The sequence below is a fragment of the Rhizobium cauense genome (assembly GCF_019511525.1).
Taxonomy (GTDB): Bacteria; Pseudomonadota; Alphaproteobacteria; order Rhizobiales; family Rhizobiaceae; genus Rhizobium; species Rhizobium cauense.
In genome coordinates this window covers 503,829-520,755 of the sequence record NZ_JAEUAT010000003.1, presented here as the reverse complement: position 1 = coordinate 520,755, position 16,927 = coordinate 503,829, and the positions used below count along the sequence as shown (strand labels likewise).

Genomic DNA, 16,927 nt, shown 5'->3' with positions numbered 1-16,927 from the left:
CATTCTTCAACGATAGGATTCACGCGATCCGGTCGATAACCATCGCGTTAATTTCCTCGGGTTCCTTTTTGGGGATCTGGCCGTAGATCACCTGGGTGAACTCATTCTCGGCCTTGGCCAAGATATGGACGAAGATCTCCTGAGCGGATGAGTAAAGCGACCAAGTTTCGAGAAGTTTCGCGAACATCTCCTTCTTTTCGATAGCATCGTCATAGTAGGCGGAACGCCCGCTGACTGCGAGCTTGGCTTCGAGACCATCAATGCCGTCGGGGGCACGTCGAGTGTGATAACGAGCAAGCTCGTCTATCGTTGTCTGCGTCTGCTCGTTGCAGTCGTACTGCTCTTTCAGCTTTTGGAGCAGCCTCTCGATCAAGCTCTTCTTGGCTTCGACGTTATAGTAGTCTCGCCCGACGACTGGGCCGCCGGCGCGTACATTCTGCTGGTTTGAGATGTTTCCGTGGCTGGTCGCAATGCTCATGGGCAAGACAGCGTGCTTCGCGCAAATTACCGCTTGTCGCGGCCTACGATGTCTCCGCGAGCCTTTGCTCCGGATTGATCAACGCTGTTCCCATGACGGTCGGCGCGCATCGTCTTGGTAAGCTGCAAGGTCAGCAGCGATCCTCCGACAAGCCCCGAAAGCAGGCCGCCAAGGAAATTCCACAAATCAAAGCTCATATGATTCCCCAACCATTCGCTAGAATATGTGCCTGTCTTTTTCCTTCACTGCAATAGCGTAGGTTGTGGATTCAATGCCGAGGTTACCCTTCCCGAAAGGATCCGCCTGCGAACCTCAATACCGTTGAGTTCCTCAGCTAATTAAGGCCAAGCCTCTTTGTAGGGATAGAAAATGCTGTAGATGTCGCCTCACTTTGTGTGACGACATCTACTTTTCCAGGTTCAATCCTGTGTAGACCTTGCCGCCATCGTGGCCTTCGCCCACCACACCAGCTCGTCGAGCGCAGTCTTAGCCGACGGCAAGAGATTGGCCTCGATTTCCTCGATTGGCTTGTTGCCGCCAAGCGGAGACGTCGCGAAGAAATCGCCGGCGCCGATGTGTACCGCGGCGTGGGTCGAAACCATTTGGAGCTCTACGCCGATGCCGCGCAGATGCTCGAGCGCGCGTGCTCCGCCCATGCTTCCGTAGGCGATTGCGGTGAAGGGCTTGCGGCCCCACTCGACATATGCCTGGTCAAGCGCGTTCTTGAGAACGCCAGTGATAGAGTGATTATACTCGGAAACCACGAAGATGTAGCCGTCATAGCGGCCCACGGTTTCTTGCCAGCGGATAGCCTCGGCGCTCTTGCTGGGCGCCCATGCGTTCGACGCCACTTCATCGAAGAACGGCAGCGGATGATCGCGCAGATCGACGACTTCGACATCGATGTCGCTGCGCTGCTGGGCCTGCTTCAGCATCCACTGCGCAGGCTTGTCGGCGAACCGCGTCGGACGGGTGGAGCCGATTATCAGGGCGATCTTGGGCTTGTTTGACATTGTAACCTCTTGGTTTGGAGTTGGGATCAGTGGGAATTATTTCGCGGCGAGAACATCCGCGTATGCGTATAGGCCGGGCGAACCTCCGGTCATGATGAAGAGCACGTTGGAGTGAGGCCCGATTGCCCCGCTTTCGATGTCGGATAGCAAACCTGCCAAGGCCTTGCCGCCATAGACCGGATCGACGAGAAGCCCTTCTGATCTTGCGAGAAGTTCGACCGCGTCGATCATGCTGGAGGTCGGCATGCCGTAGCCTTCGCCCAGTTGAGCGCCGCTTATCCGGAGGTCCTCCGCGCTCACGCGAGCGTCGAGTGTGAGGTGCTCCAGGACCGCGTTGACCTTGTCGGCCGTTGCGGGGAGGCACTTGTCTGCAGGCGAAAGCACCGTATACGCGGCGATCCGCGAAGGGTCAGAGCCCGCAATGACCAGGCCTGCTGCCAACCCGGCGTGCATGCCGCCGCTGCCGTTCGGTATCACGAGCTGATCGAACGCGACGCCCATTTCGTCTGATTGCCGGGCGAGTTCGAAAACGCAATCCACGTATCCGAGGCAACCGATCGTCGTTGAGCCGCCAAGGGGCGCCAGAAGCGCTTTCCTGCCAGTTTCGGCTACTTCGTCAACCCGGCGCTGCGCATAGGCGCCAGCATCATCACCCGGGTCCAGTATATGAACGGTGGCGCCGAACAGACGGTCGAGAAGGACGTTGCCGTTGGCCTGATAAATTTCGGTCGTCCTAGGGACCATCTGAGCAAGAACGAGCTCGCAGGCGAGTCCTGTCCTGGCGCACGCCGCGGCGGCCAATCGCGCGAAGTTGGATTGAACGCCTCCAGTTACTACGAGGGTGTCGCATCCCTCCGCCTTCGCCTGTCCCAGGAGGAATTCAAGCTTGCGGAGCTTGTTGCCGCCGCCGCCGAGTTCCATGAGATCGTCTCTCTTCGCCCAGATCGATACGCCCCTACTCCGTTCGCCCAGAGCTTCCTCGAGGCGCGCCAAGCGCTGGATGGGTGTCGGACCTTTCATCAGTCGCTCACGGGGAAAGCTCTGCAAAGGATCTCGGTCGTTCATCATCGTCACCCTCAATGTTTTCACTATTGCGGCTGCCGCGTTTTGGTGGTCCCGCTACGGGGCAGCCGATTTCCCGACCGCCGCTAGTGCGACGCGGCGGAGACGTGATAGCGCGAAGCGGGAACACTTCGCGACAGGTTCGGCATCAGTTTCTGCCGGGCTGCCTCGTAAGCATTCCAGTCATTTTCATCGGGCACCGAGGGCAACGTAATAAGCTCACCCATGTCCAGCCCGGCCAGTGCTGCATCGACGGTATCCTCGGGTTTCATGACGATTTCAGTCGGAAGCCTATCCAACGACCCGCCCGAGGCATCCCAGAAAGGCGTCTCCACGGCGCCGGGAAGCACAGCCTGGATCCTGATGTTCTTATCCGCGAACTCCTTCTGCAGGGAGAATGTCAAGGCGATCACGAACGCCTTGGTTGCCCCGTAGACCCCGTTGAGAATTTCGGGCGCGATTCCGAGCGCCGATGCCATGTTGATGATGGTGCCGTTGTCGCGAGCGGCAAACGATGGTGCCGCCGCGTATACGAGGCGCGTCAGTGCCGTGACATTGACCTTGATCATCCGTTCCATTGCTTCGACGTCGGACATCAGGAGAGGTTCGACGGCGCCGACACCTGCATTGTTGACGAGCATCGTTATCGTAGGATCGCTCCGCAGAATCCCTTCGATCTTCAGCAAGTCATCCCGCTGCGCGAGGTCGGCGCGGATTGTGGTCACCTTCCGTCCGGTCGAGCTCGAAAGTTCCTTCGCGACCCTGCTGAGAGCATCATCGTTCCTAGCCACGAGCACAAGGTCATAGCCGCGGCGAGCGAGGCGGTCTGCGTAAATTGCTCCGAGGCCAGATGACGCACCTGTGATGAGCGCGGTTCCTTTCCCAATAATGGTCATTTCAGGTCTCCTGATGTTTGAGGGATATTTTGATCTGGCCCACGACGGGATCCGGGTTGGCCGGATCCCGCTCCGAGGCTCGTCAGGCCATGCTGCTAGACCGACCGGAGTGACTTGAACGCGGCCCGCAGTTCGGAGCTGAAAAGGTCCGGCTCTTCCCACGCGGCGAAATGCCCGCCCCTGTCGACTTTATTGTAGTAGATGAGGTTGTGGTACGCCTTCTCGGCCCAGCTCTTCGGCGCCTGATAGATCTCGCCCGGAAAGACGGTGATGGCAGCCGGGATCTTGATATCAACCGCGTTGAAGTTGTTGGCATTGTTCTCCCAGTAGAGCCGCGCGCCCGATGTGGCGGTTCCGGTGAACCAGTACAGGGAGATGTCGTCCAGCATCTCGTCGCGCGTGAGCGACTTCTCGGGATCGCCGCCACTGTAGGTCCAGTCGGCAAACTTGTCGTAGTACCACGCGGCCAAGCCGACCGGAGAGTCCGTCAAGGCATAGCCGAGGGTCTGGGGACGGGTGACCATCATCAGGGCGTATCCCGCACCCTTGGTGTAGAGCGCGTTCATCTGTTCGTAGGCGATCTTTTCCTCGGGAGACAGCCCCGCCGGAGCGGGTTCGCCATTGGTCAGCGCCTTGGCAATATCGGGAGGCACAGTCGCAGGCATGTTGGTGTGGATGCCGAGCAGCCCTTCCGGCGCTTGGCGGGCCATCGCATCGGAAATGACAGCGCCCCAGTCGCCACCCTGAGAAACGTAGCGGTCATAGCCGAGCCGCGTCATCAGGACATGCCATGCCCGACCGATACGATCCGGCCCCCATCCTGTCTCCGACGGAACTTCGGAAAAGCCGTAGCCAGGCATCGACGGCATGACGACGTGGAACGCGTCATCCGGAGTTCCGCCGTGAGCGGTCGGATCCGTCAGCGGTCCGATCGTCTTGATCAGTTCAAGGACCGAGCCCGGCCAACCGTGCGTCATAATCAGCGGCAGCGCGTTCTCGTGCTTCGACTTCACATGGATGAAATGAATGTCGAGCCCGTCGATCCTCGTCATAAACTGCGGAAACGAATTGAGCTTTTTCTCGCCTTTGCGCCAATCGTAGTCCGTGCCCCAGTATTCTACGAGCGGCTTGAACTTCTTCAGCTGGGCGCCTTGGGAACGATCCCCGACGGTTTCCATCCCGGGCCAGCGAGCTGCGCGAACGCGACGACGCAGCTCATCGACATCCTTCTGCGGAATGGCCGCTTTGAACGGCCGGATCGCGTTTTCAGGAGCCGCAGCGCGAAGGCGCCCGGGCAGAAGGCTGAGCGCAGCTGTCGCCGCCGTGGCAGCGAGAAGCTCCCGCCGGGTCGGCGCGAGAGAAATGAACTTGGCCTCTACATTTTGTGACATGACCTTCTCCGTTGATGTGGCAGCGATCAGCTGCGTCTAGGGTTCGTCGGTCGCCGCTCCCGCGCTATTGCACCATGGTATCGGCGATACCTTTGGATCAGCCGAGCCCGCCCAGAAGCCGACACCATCGGATAATGGACATGCGTCAACCGCTGGCTCATCGTCTCCCGCGCCACGAATGCAACCGAGGGAGATCGATATGACCGGTCAGGAAATCATCATGCCAACGATCGACGCAGCGAGTGATCTCAACATGAAGCTCGAGGTAGTCGTCATTCCAGTCTCCGACGTCGACCGCGCCAAGTTCTTCTATACGGGTCTCGGCTGGCGGCTGGATGCGGACGTCTCCGGTAGCGACGGCTTCCGAGTGGTTCAGGTGACGCCACCCGGGTCGCCCTGCTCCGTCATCTTCGGATCCAGGATCACGTCCGCACAGCCTGGCTCGGCTGAGGGACTTCACCTGATCGTGTCCGACATCGAGTTGGCTCATGCTGCTCTCGCCGCTCGCGGCGCCGAAATGAGCGGCGTCTTCCATGACGCTGGCGGTGTGTTTCACCGTCGCGGAACGGAAAACCGCCTCCCCGGCCCGCACCCATCACGGGCCAGCTATGGCTCTTTTGCATCATTCAGCGATCCGGATGGGAACGGCTGGATACTCCAGGAAGTCACGAATCGTCTTCCCGGCCGTATAGACGCAAAGGGGGCTTCCTACGTCTCGTCCGCTGATCTCGCGAGCGCTCTTCGCCGTGCCGCCGCCGCTCATGGCGAACATGAGAAGCGAACTGGCGGGAAGCACGACGAGAACTGGCCGGATTGGTACTCAGAATACATGACCGCGGAGCAATCCGGTTCAGAGCTTCCGACCTGACATCTACTTTGCAGTCCGGTCTCGACCCTTCTCGGAGTCCGCAAAGAGTTTTCGGTATTCGGCTGTCGGGAGGCCACCCCAACCCCAGTTGTCGAGATCGACTTCTTCGATGACGACATAGGTGGACTCGAGAGGCTTGTTCAGGACATCGAGCATGACCTGGCTCACTCCGGCAATTATCCGGGCCTTTTCTTCCGCGGTTACCGAAGTGCGGTCGGGCGTCGTGCCCTCCCGGGTAACCTGAACCGTGACGATAGGCATCTGTCTTTCCTTTCATCGATTGTCCGAGATGGACGGGCGCCGATCGAATCTGATCGGCACCCCTCCACCCGTTACCAGCGACCAGCGTTTTGCCCGCCATCAACATGGAGGATCTCTCCGGTAACGAAGCTGGCGTTCTCCAGATAGATCACCGCATCGACGATATCGCTGATTTCGCCCATGCGACCGACCGGATGGAGAGATGACATAGCGGCATGCGTTTCAGGCGCGTGCATCGGAGTCTTGATGATGCCGGGTGAAACGGCATTAACGCGAACGCCCGTTTTGGCGAACTCGATTGCGAGCTCTTGCGTCACCGAATTCAGACCACCCTTGGTGAGCGAGGCGAGCGCCGCTGGCACGCCAGCGATAGGCTGGTTCACGAGGCTGGTCGTGATGTTGACGATATGGCCGGAACCCTGCTCGAGCATGACCCGCGCTGCGCGCTGAGTGATGTGAAAGAAGCCGGAAATATTGACCCCGAAGTTGTAGTCGAAGTCTTCCTGGGTGAAATCAACGAACGGCTTCGCCGTAAACACGCCTGCATTGTTGACCAAGGTGTCGATCCGGCCGAACCGATCGATCGCCTCACGTACCGCGCGTTCCGCGGTTTCAGCCTTCGCAATATCTCCCGCGACCGCATGGATACCAGAGTCGGTGCTTGGTTTGATCGAGCGGGATGTAGCGACGACGTTATAGCCGCGCTCGCGATATGCCTTTACCAAGCCTTCGCCAATGCCCTGTGAGGCACCGGTGATGATGACAACCTTCTGTTGACTGCTCATGATTTGCATCCTTTCCAAGTGCTCGGCCATTTTCCGGCCGTGCCTACGCTCTCGGCGTCGGTGCATTTGATTTAGATGCAATTGGCATTCGGGAGAATTGCCGTCGCAAGGGCGACAATCAACCGATTTTCGGCATAATTTGCGCCATGGCTCCGGAGTCTGCGGCGATCTTCGAGAGAGCTGCCTTTAGTTTTGGACCTGCGAAATCGACGAAAGCCCGAACCTTCGGTACGGAAATTCTTCCCTGCGGGGTTAGGAGATGGACCGGCAGCGCCAATGGCTCGAACGCGGGTAGTATTATCTGGAGGGCTCCATCTCGGACCAGTTCCGCTACGTGATATGAATAGAGCCGTGTTATCCCCATGCCTTCGGCGGCCGACGCCGCGGCCGCACGCACACTGTTCACGACATACCGCGGCGAGAAATGTACGGTTCTGGGGATCGTCGCTTCGCCGACGGGGCTGAAGCTCCAGGAATCGATCCCAAAATTCGAGAATGCAATGATGTCGTGCCCCAGGAGGTCGGCAGGCTCTCGAATTGCCTTATGATTTGCAAGATAGCCCGGTGACGCCACGACGACCCGCCGGACGTCTCCTCCGATACGGGTCGTAATGTGCGTTGAGTCCGTGAGGTTGCCTATGCGGAGCGCAATATCGACCCCTTCATCGACCAGATTGACGAAACGGTCGAGCATCAACAGCCGGACGGACACGCTCGGATGCTGCTGCAAGAATTTGTCCAATATCGGTCGAAGGACTTCCTCCCCGAGGATGGGAGGCGCCGAGATTGTCAGCACGCCGCGTGGCGACGACCGCTCGCCGCCTGCAATGATGTCGGCCTCTTCAAGGTCGAGCAGAACCCTGCGGCAAACCTCTACGTAACGCTGTCCGGCCTCGCTGAGCTTGAGACTGCGCGTAGTGCGGTGAAGAAGTTCGACGCCCACGTGCTCTTCAAGCAGACCTAGAGCTCGGCTGATCGCGGTAGGCGAACGCTTCAACTTCCTGGCGGCCGCAGCTAGACTGCCCTCCTCTACAGCGGTGACAAAAACCTTCATCGCATCAATGCGATCCATTACTCGGCTCCGGCAGATGGTTACCCTTTCATCCTTGCAACAGATGCCGAAGCAAAACCAGCGTCGACAACCACCATTCATCCGATACCATTAGACAATAGACAGCAGAAACCCAAAGATGCATGCGTTGGGCGCATAGGCTTGGAATGGCGTGCGGATGGACAACGATTGCAGCCAGATAACATCGGGATTTTCGATACGACGAGGCGTCCCGTGACGGCGACGCACCATGGCCACATCCGCTTGGCTGGCGCGAGCCTTGGTCGCCATCGGCACATTTGCGCATTTTTCCACAATTCAAAGGAGGGCTTTGAGATTCTCGGCCCGTTCATCCTTGATGGCCTTCGTTGCGAACACAAAGCTGTCCATCTTGTGAGCGCGGACAAACGGGAAGACCATATCACTCGCCTGCGGTGCGAAGGGATCGACACCGACGCGTCGCAGCTCACCGGGCAACTCGAAATTCGGACTACAGTCGACGCTTATCTCAAGGATGGACTATTCGACCAAGATCGAATGGTGGAAGAATTCTCCGCAATGGCGAGCGGTAACGCAAGCGGTGCGTTTCCATTGAGCCGTATCGTATGCGACATGGATTGGGCGGCCGACACTCCAGAGCATCTTCAGGACCTCATCGAGTTCGAATCCCGGGTCAATGAACTATGGGAGCAACACGACGACATTGTTGTCTGCGTGTATGACCTCGCCAGATTTGACGGCGGGACGGTCGTGAACATCATGCGAACGCATCCACTTGTTTTGATCGGCGGAATTCTCCGAGAGAATCCATTCTACATCCCGCCGACGCAGTTCCTCGCGGAACTGAGCGAGAGGCGCTCGGAAAAAGGGGGGCAGTCGGCAGCTGCTGAATAACGATATGCCAGACATGGTCATGGTCGCGTCGGAGAACGAAAGACTACGGCGTTGCATGAACAATATCCTGAGTATTACGGCGCTCCCGGCGGTATGGACTGGGGGGAGCGTCAATGAGATTTGTACTGCCCTGCTTGATGGGTTGAGGGCGATCCTGGATGTCGATTTCTTGGTTCTCAAGGTCGGCAGACACGAGGAGCAAGATGCAGTGCTGATGCAGCGTCCCGATAGGGGATCGGTCCGCGAAGCGTTCAGTGACTTGTTGAGGACTCTAGGGACGAGCGTAGCTGACTGGCCCCGTGAGGCCGAGGTAGAGCGAGATGGTTCTACATCGAGGGTGCTGATCGAAAAGATAGGCATGAATGGCAGGGCGAGAGTTCTTGTAGCCGGATCGACTGCAGCATCCTTCCCCACCGAGGAGGATCGCATCGTTCTTCACGTTGCCGCCAGTCAGGCTGCCGTCGCCATCGCAGAAGCATTGCGGTTTCGCGACGACACCCGCGCCTTGGCCGCGCGCGAGCTAAGCAAGGTCGTGGATGCTATTCCGGTGATGGCTTGGTCGACCCTGCCCGATGGCGAGGCGGATTTCTTCAACGAGCACTTCCTAACCTATCTCGGAATAACGAGCGAACAGGCCGCAGGATGGGGATGGACGGCTTCGCTCCATCCTGACGACTCTGGGGCATTGCAGACCGTATGGATGCAACTGCTCGCTTCTGGAGCGCCGGGGGAAACCGAGGCTTGGCTCCGTCGCTGGGATGGACAGTATCGATGGTTCCTGTTCCGCGCCAATCCGGTATACGGCGACGACGGATCAGTCGTTCGGTGGTACGGCACCAACACCGACATTGATGATCGGAGACGGGTTGAGGAAGAGTTGCGCCGCAGCGCGGCATTGATGACACAGGCGCAGCGTCTGACCGTGACGGGGAGTGTGTGGTGGAGACCCGCAACCGAAGAAATATACTGGTCCGACGAGGCATACCGGGTGGCTGGGCAAGTGTCGGGGATCTTGCCCAGCATGGAAATGATTTTTGACCGCTGCCATCCCGAAGACTTTCCGATCGTCCGGGAATCAATCTCAAACGCGATAAGCCGCGGCGAGAACGTCGACATCGAGCATCGGCTCGTCATGCCAGACGGCGCCACAAAATATGTCCATGTGGTCCTGCAAAATATCGGTGCCGACCCCGCGGATCCGGAGTTCATCGGTGCCGTCGCCGACATCACGGATCGGAAAATCGCCGAGGAAAATCTGCGACGAAGTGACGTTCTGCTGAGCGAGGAACAACGAATTAGCCGAACCGGAACGTTCTCTTGGAAAGTTGACACTGACGAGATCACTTTCTCGGACGAGCTCAACCGAATCTTCGGCTTCGAGACTGGTCGTGTGATCGACTTCGAGGGCATAGGTCAGAGGGTCTATGAAGAAGATCTTCCGCTGCTTGCGACCAAGATGGCTGATGTCAGGCAGGGAGGTGACAATCCGGACTACGAGATCCGCCTTTTCGTTGATGGCGAAGTAAAACATGTCCGGGTGGTTGGACGAATAGTGCGGCACCTCGACGGCAGCATGGAATGCATCGGCGCAGTTCAAGACGTCTCGGCTCAGCGAATAGCGGAAATGGCCCGCGACAAACTTCGTACCGGAATCGCCCAGCTTGCCAGGGTCACGAGCCTTAGTACCATGGCGGCATCTATTGCCCATGAGGTCAATCAGCCTTTGTCGGGCATCATCATGAATGCGAGCGCATCCCTCCGCATGCTTTCAGCGACCCCGCCAAACATTGACGGGGCGGTCGAGACGGCGAAACGGACGATCCGCGATGGCAATCGGGCATCGGACGTGATTATGCGCCTGAGAAACCTATTCAGGAGAGGAACGGCGACGGTCGAGCAGTTGGATCTCAACGAAGCCATCCGCGAGGTTATCGGGCTGCTGTCCAGTGACCTGCGGCGGGGAAGAATTCTACTGATCGAGGAACTTTCCGATCCACCGCCATTTATCCTCGGAGACAGGGTTCAACTACAGCAAGTAGTAATGAACCTCCTTCGTAACTCGATCGACGCAATGATCGATACTGCCCAAACGCAGAAGAAGATATTCATTCGCACGGGCGTGGGCCCGGACGAGGTCAGAGTTGTGGTCGAGGACCATGGGGTCGGTCTCGAACTAACTGACGTGGAGCGGCTGTTCGACGCATTCCACACGACCAAACCCAACGGTATGGGAATAGGGCTGTCTGTGAGACGCTCGATCATCGAGGCACACAAAGGAAAAATGTGGGCCGAGGCCATACCTTCTGGTGGCGCGATATTCGGCTTCGCTTTACCGTTCGATAAGGACTCGGTCGACAGACCATCGCCCCCGGGAATGAAGACATCATGAAGACGCAAGAGCCGCTCGTTTCAATCGTGGATGATGACGAGTCGGTCCGAGAAGCCTTGCCCGACTTGATCCGCATATTTGGCTTCGACGTCCGTGCGTTCTCGTCAGCTGGCGAGTTCCTTGCGTCCGAATGGTTGAAGAAGACCGACTGCCTCGTTCTGGACGTTGCCATGCCTGGTATGTCCGGCCCGGAATTGCAGGAAGAACTTGCCCGGCGAGGCGAGAAGATTCCCATCGTCTTCATCACCGCGCATAAAGATGAGAGCGAGCGAATTCCGCTGCTTCAGAGCGGCGCCGTAGATTGCCTGTTTAAACCATTCAGCGACGTTGCATTGCAAGACGCACTTGATCGAGCATTGCGCTGATGCGTCGTTACTCTGCGCCCCCGCCACATCCAACACCTTAGGACAATATACGAAAGGTTGTCGAAAACGTACGCTGTCCAAGCAAGCCGAGCTCGAAAGGACAGTCATGGAAGCGGGGCTCGTTGGAGTTCTCGACACTTTGCCGGGTATGGTGTTCAGCATCAACCCCGGTGGCGTCATCGATTTTGTAAATCGGGCGCTCGCGGATTACATTGGCATTCAATTTCAAAGCGAAAAGGACTGGAATTGGCCGATCGCCATCGAGCATCCTGATGGCTCGACATTCCACTCGAAACTCCGATCGATGTTGGATCAGAGCCAACCATTCCAGATGGAGGTTCCCCTCACCTTTCCAGACGGGGTTAGCCGCTCGCTTCTTCTGCGCTGCAACCCCATGAATGATGGCGCGGCCGAACGGCGATGGTACGGCATCGCTACTGAGTGTACCGTGGATAGCCGTCTCCGTGACAAAAACGACTTTCAACGTATCGTGGACAGCATTCCGGTACCGGTGGCGGTGACGACGCCCACAGGCGATGTGGAGGCTCTCAACAATCCGGCTCTCGACTACTTTGGCATGGCACTGGAGGAGTTGAAGAACTGGAAGGCGACGGAAGTCGTTCATCCGGAGGACCTCCAAGCGACCATTGAGGACCAACTAAATGCGCATCTCACTGGGACATTTTACAACGTCGAAAGTCGACACCTGCGCCACGATGGAATCTATCGCTGGCACAACGTTCTCGGTCTCCCACTTAGAGACGTCGACGGCACAATACTGAGATGGTTTCATCTCCTGGTCGACGTCGACGACCGCAAGCGCGCGGAACTGGAACTAGCCGCGCGCGAACGCGAGGCGCGATTGGTCCTCGAGAGTATTCCCGCGGGCATAGGCGTTATCGGCATCAGTGGCGAGGTTGAGACGATAAACGGTCCGCTTCTGCGCTACTACGGACGCACGATCGAAGAGCTTCGGGATTGGGCTAACACGGACGTCGTTCATTCCGATGATATGCCAAGGATGATCGATGCAGTCGATCGTGCCGTTACGTTCGGTCAGCCCTACGATCTCGAGGTTCGGCTCCGAAGGGCAGACGGGATCCATCGCTGGTTCCAGGTTACAGGTTCCCCACTGATCGACGATGGTGGACGGATCGTTCGCTGGTACGCCTTGCACGTCGACATCGACGATCGCAAGCGAGCCGAAGAGGCACTTGCCGAGCGCGAACGGGAATCAAGGTTCATAGTCGACGGCATTGCCGGGATGATCGCCATTTTCTCGCCTGATGCGAAACTCATCGGCGGCAACCAACAGATAATTGACTACTTCCGGCGCCCAATTGATGAGCTCGACAACTGGGCCACTAACGGTATCACTCATCCAGATGACCTACAGCTGTGCATCGACAGCTTCATGGATTCCATTGAGACTGGGGAGCCGTATGACTACGAAACCCGGTTCTTGCGCCACGATGGGGTTTGGCGATGGTTTCAACTCAGGGGTCTTCCGCTCCGCAACACCGACGGTGAGATTATCCGCTGGTACGGGCTGTTGACTGATATCGATGATCGGAAGCGAACGGAGGAGCAACTTAGACGCAGCGAAGCATTCCTGGCGGACGCACAGCGTTTAAGCAAGACTGGCAGCTTCTCACTGCGACTGGAGACCAGCGAGATTGTTTGGTCGGCAGAGACTTATAGGATATTTGGCGTTGATCCGGCCAACCCCGTCACCCTTGAAACTGTGCTGTCGCGGTTGGATCCTGAGAGCGTGCTCAAAGTTTGCAGCGTGATCGAAACTGCTCGCGCAGGAAATGGCGACTTTGACTACGATATCCGGCTTGTAATGGCGGATCAGTCCATCAAGCATGTTCGTGTGCTCGCACACAGTGAAAAGACCAAGGACGGCGAGCAGGAGTTAACTGGAGCGGTCCAGGATGTCACAGAGAGCCGCAAGGCGGAGGAAGCAATAAACGAGGTCCGTTCAGAACTTTCATACGTGACCCGGATAACCAGCCTTGGAGTGCTAACCGCCTCCATTGCCCACGAAGTAAACCAGCCCTTGGCTGGAATCGTGACTAATGCGAGTACGTGCCTTCGTGTCCTCAACACCGAGCCCCCCAACCTCGAAGTGGCCAAGGACACGGCTCGGCGCATGATCCGCGACGCCAACCGCGCTGCGGATGTCATCGTCCGGTTGCGAGCGCTCTTCAGTCGTAAGCCGCCGTTGATCGAACCCGTTGACATGAACGAGGTCGCCACAGAGGTGATAGCCCTCGCATTCAGTGAGATCCAGCGAGCTCGGGTTTCGGTCACAACAGAATTCGGCAAGGCACTCCCCACCGTCGCTGGCGCGCGAGTACAGCTGCAACAGGTGATCATGAACCTGCTTCGCAACGCTATCGAGGCAACTTCAGCCGTCGAGGGCCGCCCGGCCCGTATCGTCATTAGAACGGAAGCCAGAGACGTAGAGGTCCGTTTGATCATCGAAGATACCGGGATCGGCTTCGGGATGGATGGTACAAAGCGGATCTTTGATGCCTTCTACACAACCAAGCCCGATGGAATGGGCATCGGGCTATCCGTCAGCCGCTCTATTATTGAAAGTCACAGTGGTCGCCTGTGGGCACAGAGCAATGCCTTGCACGGAGCGACAGTCGGTTTCTCCGTGCCGATCCACTTACCCGGGCACGAAGTTGAAGGTGCTGAGCCAGATGGTCCGGATGCTCCACGAGAGAATCCGGAAAGGGGGGAGCGATGACGAAGCGGAAACAAATCTCCGTGGTTGATGATGACGAGTCCGTTCGAGAGGCACTGCCAGACCTTCTCCGTTCGTTCGGATTTGATGTCCATACCTTCGGCTCGGCCGAAGCCTTCCTGCGTGCTGACGCCTTCGCATTCAGCGATGGCATGATACTCGACATTGCCATGCCAGGCATGACCGGACCCGAGCTATTCAAGGAGCTTACGAGGCGGGGGAACCAGGTTCCGACGATATTCATCACTGCGCTCAAGGATGAGGTCCTGCGGACCCGACTAATGAAGGACGGCGCTGTAGAGTGCCTGTTCAAACCATTCGGCGATGAGGAACTTCAAGTGGCACTGGCAGCGATAGACTAGATTGGTCACGTTCGCAAAGTGGGTGATCCGCAAAAGGCACAGCGATAAGCCTCCTGCTTCAAAATGATGTAATTTCAGGTATCGAGATGGGCGCGGATCGACCATGGAACCGGATTTCGGCGAAATCTTAAATGCAATTCCAAGCATCGTGTTCACTGTCGGCGCAGACGGACGCGTTGATTTCGTTAACGGGCGGTGGGAGGAATATACGGGCCTGCGATGGTCGGCGAGAGACCGTTGGCGATGGGAGGAGGTCGTCGAACCTGATGACCTCCCAGTTCTATTGCGTGCAAGCAGCGAGGGCTCGAGCCGTCGTGAAGTTCGCTTGCGTGGCTCGGACGGCAACTTCAGATGGTTTGTGATCGACTTCAGGCCACTCAGGACGCCAGCTGCCAGCAGCCCGAAGTGGTGCGCGATAGCCACCGATATCCAGGATCAACGAACAGCGGCCGAAGCGCTCTTTGAGAGTCAAACGAAGCTTCAGCTGATCGTCAACTCCCTTCCCGGCTTGATAATCGTCCTCAGATCTGACGGATCAGTCGAGACCGTAAATGACCAGTCCTTGCGTTTCTTCGGCTACGATTTTGCTGAGCACCAGCGATGGCAGACGAACGACATCATCCATCCGGACGATCGGGCGCGAGGTGTCGCGAAGTTTGCCGAAGCTGTCGCCATCGGCCAGTCTTACGAGGTGATCGAAAGGTTGCGCCGCTATGACGGCGTCTATCGTTGGTTCCAAATCCGTGGAAACCCTGTTGCGGAAGACGATGGTACGATCGTGCGATGGTACTTCTTTCTCAACGACATCGATGACCGCGTGCGCGCTGAGAAGGCCCTGGCTGAAAGCGAACGTGAGTTTCGTCACATCGTCAACATGGTGCCGGGGATGATCATACTCTCGAGACCGGATGGCACTCTGGACGGAAGCAATCAGCAACTCCTCGATTATTTCGGCATAACGCTGAACGAAGTCCAGGACTGGGCAACGAATGGCATCACCCATCCCGACGACGTGCAGATCAATATCGACACCTTTATAGGTTCGCTGAAGAGCGGTGAGCCCTATGACTACGAAAGCCGCTATCGGCGCCACGACGGCGTTTTCCGCTGGTTTCAGGTTCGTGGCCAGCCTCTTCGGGATGCCGAAGGCAGCATCGTGCGCTGGTACGGCCTGCTGACGGATATAGATGATCGCAAGAATGTTGAAGAGGAGCTGAAGCGTAGCCAGGCCTTTCTGGCTGCGGGCCAAACAGTGAGCAGCACCGGAACATTTTCCTGGAACGTGCAGACAGACGAACTTCGCCTTTCCGAGGAATGGTTGAAAATCTTCGAGCTGGAGGGTGAAGAGGTAACACTTGATAGAATCAGGCAGCGGGTTCATCCCGATGACTTGGCGTTTCTGGCAGAAAAAATGAGTTCGGTTCGGGAGGTTGGGGGCACTCTCGACTATGAGCTCCGATTGGTGAATCGCGATGGCACGATCAAGCACATCCGGGTGATCAGCCAAGCGATCGACCATCAGGACGGACACAGGGAGTCGCTTGGCGCCATTCAGGACGTAACGCAAAAGCGTCAGATCGAGGAGGCAACCGACCAGCTTCGAGCGGAACTGGCACGGCTGACAGGTTTTCTCAGCCTTGGGCAGATGTCTGCGGCGATCGCTCACGAAGTCAACCAACCGATATCGGGGATCCTCACCAACGCGAGCACCTGCCTGCGAATGCTCTCGACGGATCCTCCTGACGTGGCAACGGCATTGGAAACTGTCCGACGGACCATCCGCGATGCCAACAGGGCGACAGAAGTCATAACAAGGCTTCGCGCCCTGTTCGGCAACAGAGCCATTAGCTTCAAGGAGCTCGATCTCCATGATGCAGTCAGAGAGGTCACGACGCTGCTCGCCAGCGAGCAGAGAAGAAGTGGCGTGGTCATTCGCACCGCTTTCGCGCCAGATCTTCCTTTGGTGAACGGAGACCGAGTGCAATTGCAACAAGTCGTCAGCAACCTCATCCGCAACGCTATCGACGCGGTCAAAGAGGTTAGAGATCGGCTTAAAATGATTGAGATCTCGACCCGACTGGACCAAGAGGGATTCGTGATCCTAGCTGTTGCCGACAATGGCGTTGGTATCGATACCGATTTTGCCTCACGGATATACGAACCATTCTACACGACGAAAGCAGATGGAATGGGCATCGGACTTACAATTTGTCGGTCGATCGTCGAGACCCACGGCGGCAAGCTGTGGATGGAGGCCAACACTGGACCCGGTGTTACAGTCCACTTCTCGGTCCCAACATGTGCGGTTAAGGGCGAAGTGTCATCTGCCTCCAAATAGACACCGCTACCGATAC

Annotated in this window: 16 protein-coding genes; 7 read left to right on the top strand and 9 right to left on the bottom strand. The window is 57.5% G+C overall.

The annotated features are described in order from the left end of the window. Positions 1–19: 19 nt before the first annotated feature. From JNB88_RS08470 to JNB88_RS08445, 6 genes are all read right to left on the bottom strand, one after another. On the bottom strand, positions 20–478 hold the full coding sequence (locus JNB88_RS08470) for an ABC-three component system protein (RefSeq protein ID WP_223217115.1): 459 nt from the start codon (positions 476–478) through the stop codon (positions 20–22). Positions 479–504: 26 nt separating this feature from the next. Then, complete coding sequence (locus JNB88_RS08465; RefSeq protein ID WP_220355055.1) at positions 505–675, bottom strand: hypothetical protein; 171 nt, start codon at positions 673–675, stop codon at positions 505–507. A gap of 222 nt (positions 676–897) precedes the next feature. Next, positions 898–1,491, bottom strand: a complete 594-nt coding sequence (locus JNB88_RS08460; protein ID WP_220355054.1) for an NADPH-dependent FMN reductase — start codon at positions 1,489–1,491, stop codon at positions 898–900. A 36-nt stretch (positions 1,492–1,527) separates the two neighbouring features. Beyond that, positions 1,528–2,556 carry a D-cysteine desulfhydrase family protein gene (locus JNB88_RS08455; protein WP_220355085.1) on the bottom strand — a complete coding sequence of 343 codons (1,029 nt, stop codon included), beginning with the start codon at positions 2,554–2,556 and terminating at the stop codon, positions 1,528–1,530. Between the two features lie 83 nt (positions 2,557–2,639). Further along, positions 2,640–3,449: an SDR family NAD(P)-dependent oxidoreductase gene (locus tag JNB88_RS08450; protein WP_220355053.1), complete on the bottom strand. Its 810-nt coding sequence runs from the start codon at positions 3,447–3,449 to the stop codon at positions 2,640–2,642. A gap of 95 nt (positions 3,450–3,544) precedes the next feature. After that, positions 3,545–4,840, bottom strand: a complete 1,296-nt coding sequence (locus tag JNB88_RS08445; RefSeq protein WP_220355052.1) for an epoxide hydrolase family protein — start codon at positions 4,838–4,840, stop codon at positions 3,545–3,547. A gap of 199 nt (positions 4,841–5,039) precedes the next feature. On the opposite strand from JNB88_RS08445, the gene JNB88_RS08440 reads away from it, so the two are divergent. After that, positions 5,040–5,708: a VOC family protein gene (locus JNB88_RS08440; protein WP_148177899.1), complete on the top strand. Its 669-nt coding sequence runs from the start codon at positions 5,040–5,042 to the stop codon at positions 5,706–5,708. A 3-nt stretch (positions 5,709–5,711) separates the two neighbouring features. Here the strand turns inward: JNB88_RS08440 and JNB88_RS08435 are convergent, their stop codons facing one another. The 3 genes from JNB88_RS08435 to JNB88_RS08425 form a co-directional block, all read right to left on the bottom strand. After that, positions 5,712–5,969, bottom strand: a complete 258-nt coding sequence (locus JNB88_RS08435) for a tautomerase family protein (protein ID WP_148177898.1) — start codon at positions 5,967–5,969, stop codon at positions 5,712–5,714. Between the two features lie 71 nt (positions 5,970–6,040). Beyond that, positions 6,041–6,754: an SDR family NAD(P)-dependent oxidoreductase gene (locus JNB88_RS08430; protein WP_148177897.1), complete on the bottom strand. Its 714-nt coding sequence runs from the start codon at positions 6,752–6,754 to the stop codon at positions 6,041–6,043. A 118-nt stretch (positions 6,755–6,872) separates the two neighbouring features. Beyond that, positions 6,873–7,826 carry a LysR family transcriptional regulator gene (locus tag JNB88_RS08425; RefSeq protein ID WP_148177896.1) on the bottom strand — a complete coding sequence of 318 codons (954 nt, stop codon included), beginning with the start codon at positions 7,824–7,826 and terminating at the stop codon, positions 6,873–6,875. 213 nt (positions 7,827–8,039) lie between these two features. Between JNB88_RS08425 and JNB88_RS08420 the strand changes: the two genes are divergently transcribed. The 6 genes from JNB88_RS08420 to JNB88_RS08395 all read left to right on the top strand — a co-directional run bounded on the left by JNB88_RS08420 (position 8,040) and on the right by JNB88_RS08395 (position 16,911). After that, positions 8,040–8,699 (top strand): MEDS domain-containing protein, encoded by a 660-nt coding sequence (locus JNB88_RS08420; protein ID WP_220355051.1) that lies wholly within the window; start codon positions 8,040–8,042, stop codon positions 8,697–8,699. A gap of 4 nt (positions 8,700–8,703) precedes the next feature. Next, complete coding sequence (locus JNB88_RS08415) at positions 8,704–11,088, top strand: PAS domain-containing sensor histidine kinase (RefSeq protein WP_220355050.1); 2,385 nt, start codon at positions 8,704–8,706, stop codon at positions 11,086–11,088. Beyond that, on the top strand, positions 11,085–11,453 hold the full coding sequence (locus JNB88_RS08410) for a response regulator (protein ID WP_113409351.1): 369 nt from the start codon (positions 11,085–11,087) through the stop codon (positions 11,451–11,453). Before JNB88_RS08415 ends, JNB88_RS08410 begins: the two co-directional genes overlap by 4 nt. Before the next feature lie 106 nt (positions 11,454–11,559). Next, positions 11,560–14,214, top strand: coding sequence for a PAS domain-containing protein (locus JNB88_RS08405; RefSeq protein ID WP_223217114.1), 2,655 nt, complete (start codon positions 11,560–11,562; stop codon positions 14,212–14,214). Continuing rightward, entirely contained in the window at positions 14,211–14,573 is a 363-nt protein-coding gene (locus JNB88_RS08400; RefSeq protein ID WP_148177893.1) for a response regulator transcription factor, read from the top strand. The genes JNB88_RS08405 and JNB88_RS08400 overlap by 4 nt, the downstream gene beginning before the upstream one ends. A 103-nt stretch (positions 14,574–14,676) precedes the next feature. Continuing rightward, positions 14,677–16,911 carry a PAS domain-containing sensor histidine kinase gene (locus tag JNB88_RS08395; protein ID WP_220355049.1) on the top strand — a complete coding sequence of 745 codons (2,235 nt, stop codon included), beginning with the start codon at positions 14,677–14,679 and terminating at the stop codon, positions 16,909–16,911. Positions 16,912–16,927 lie beyond the last annotated feature (16 nt).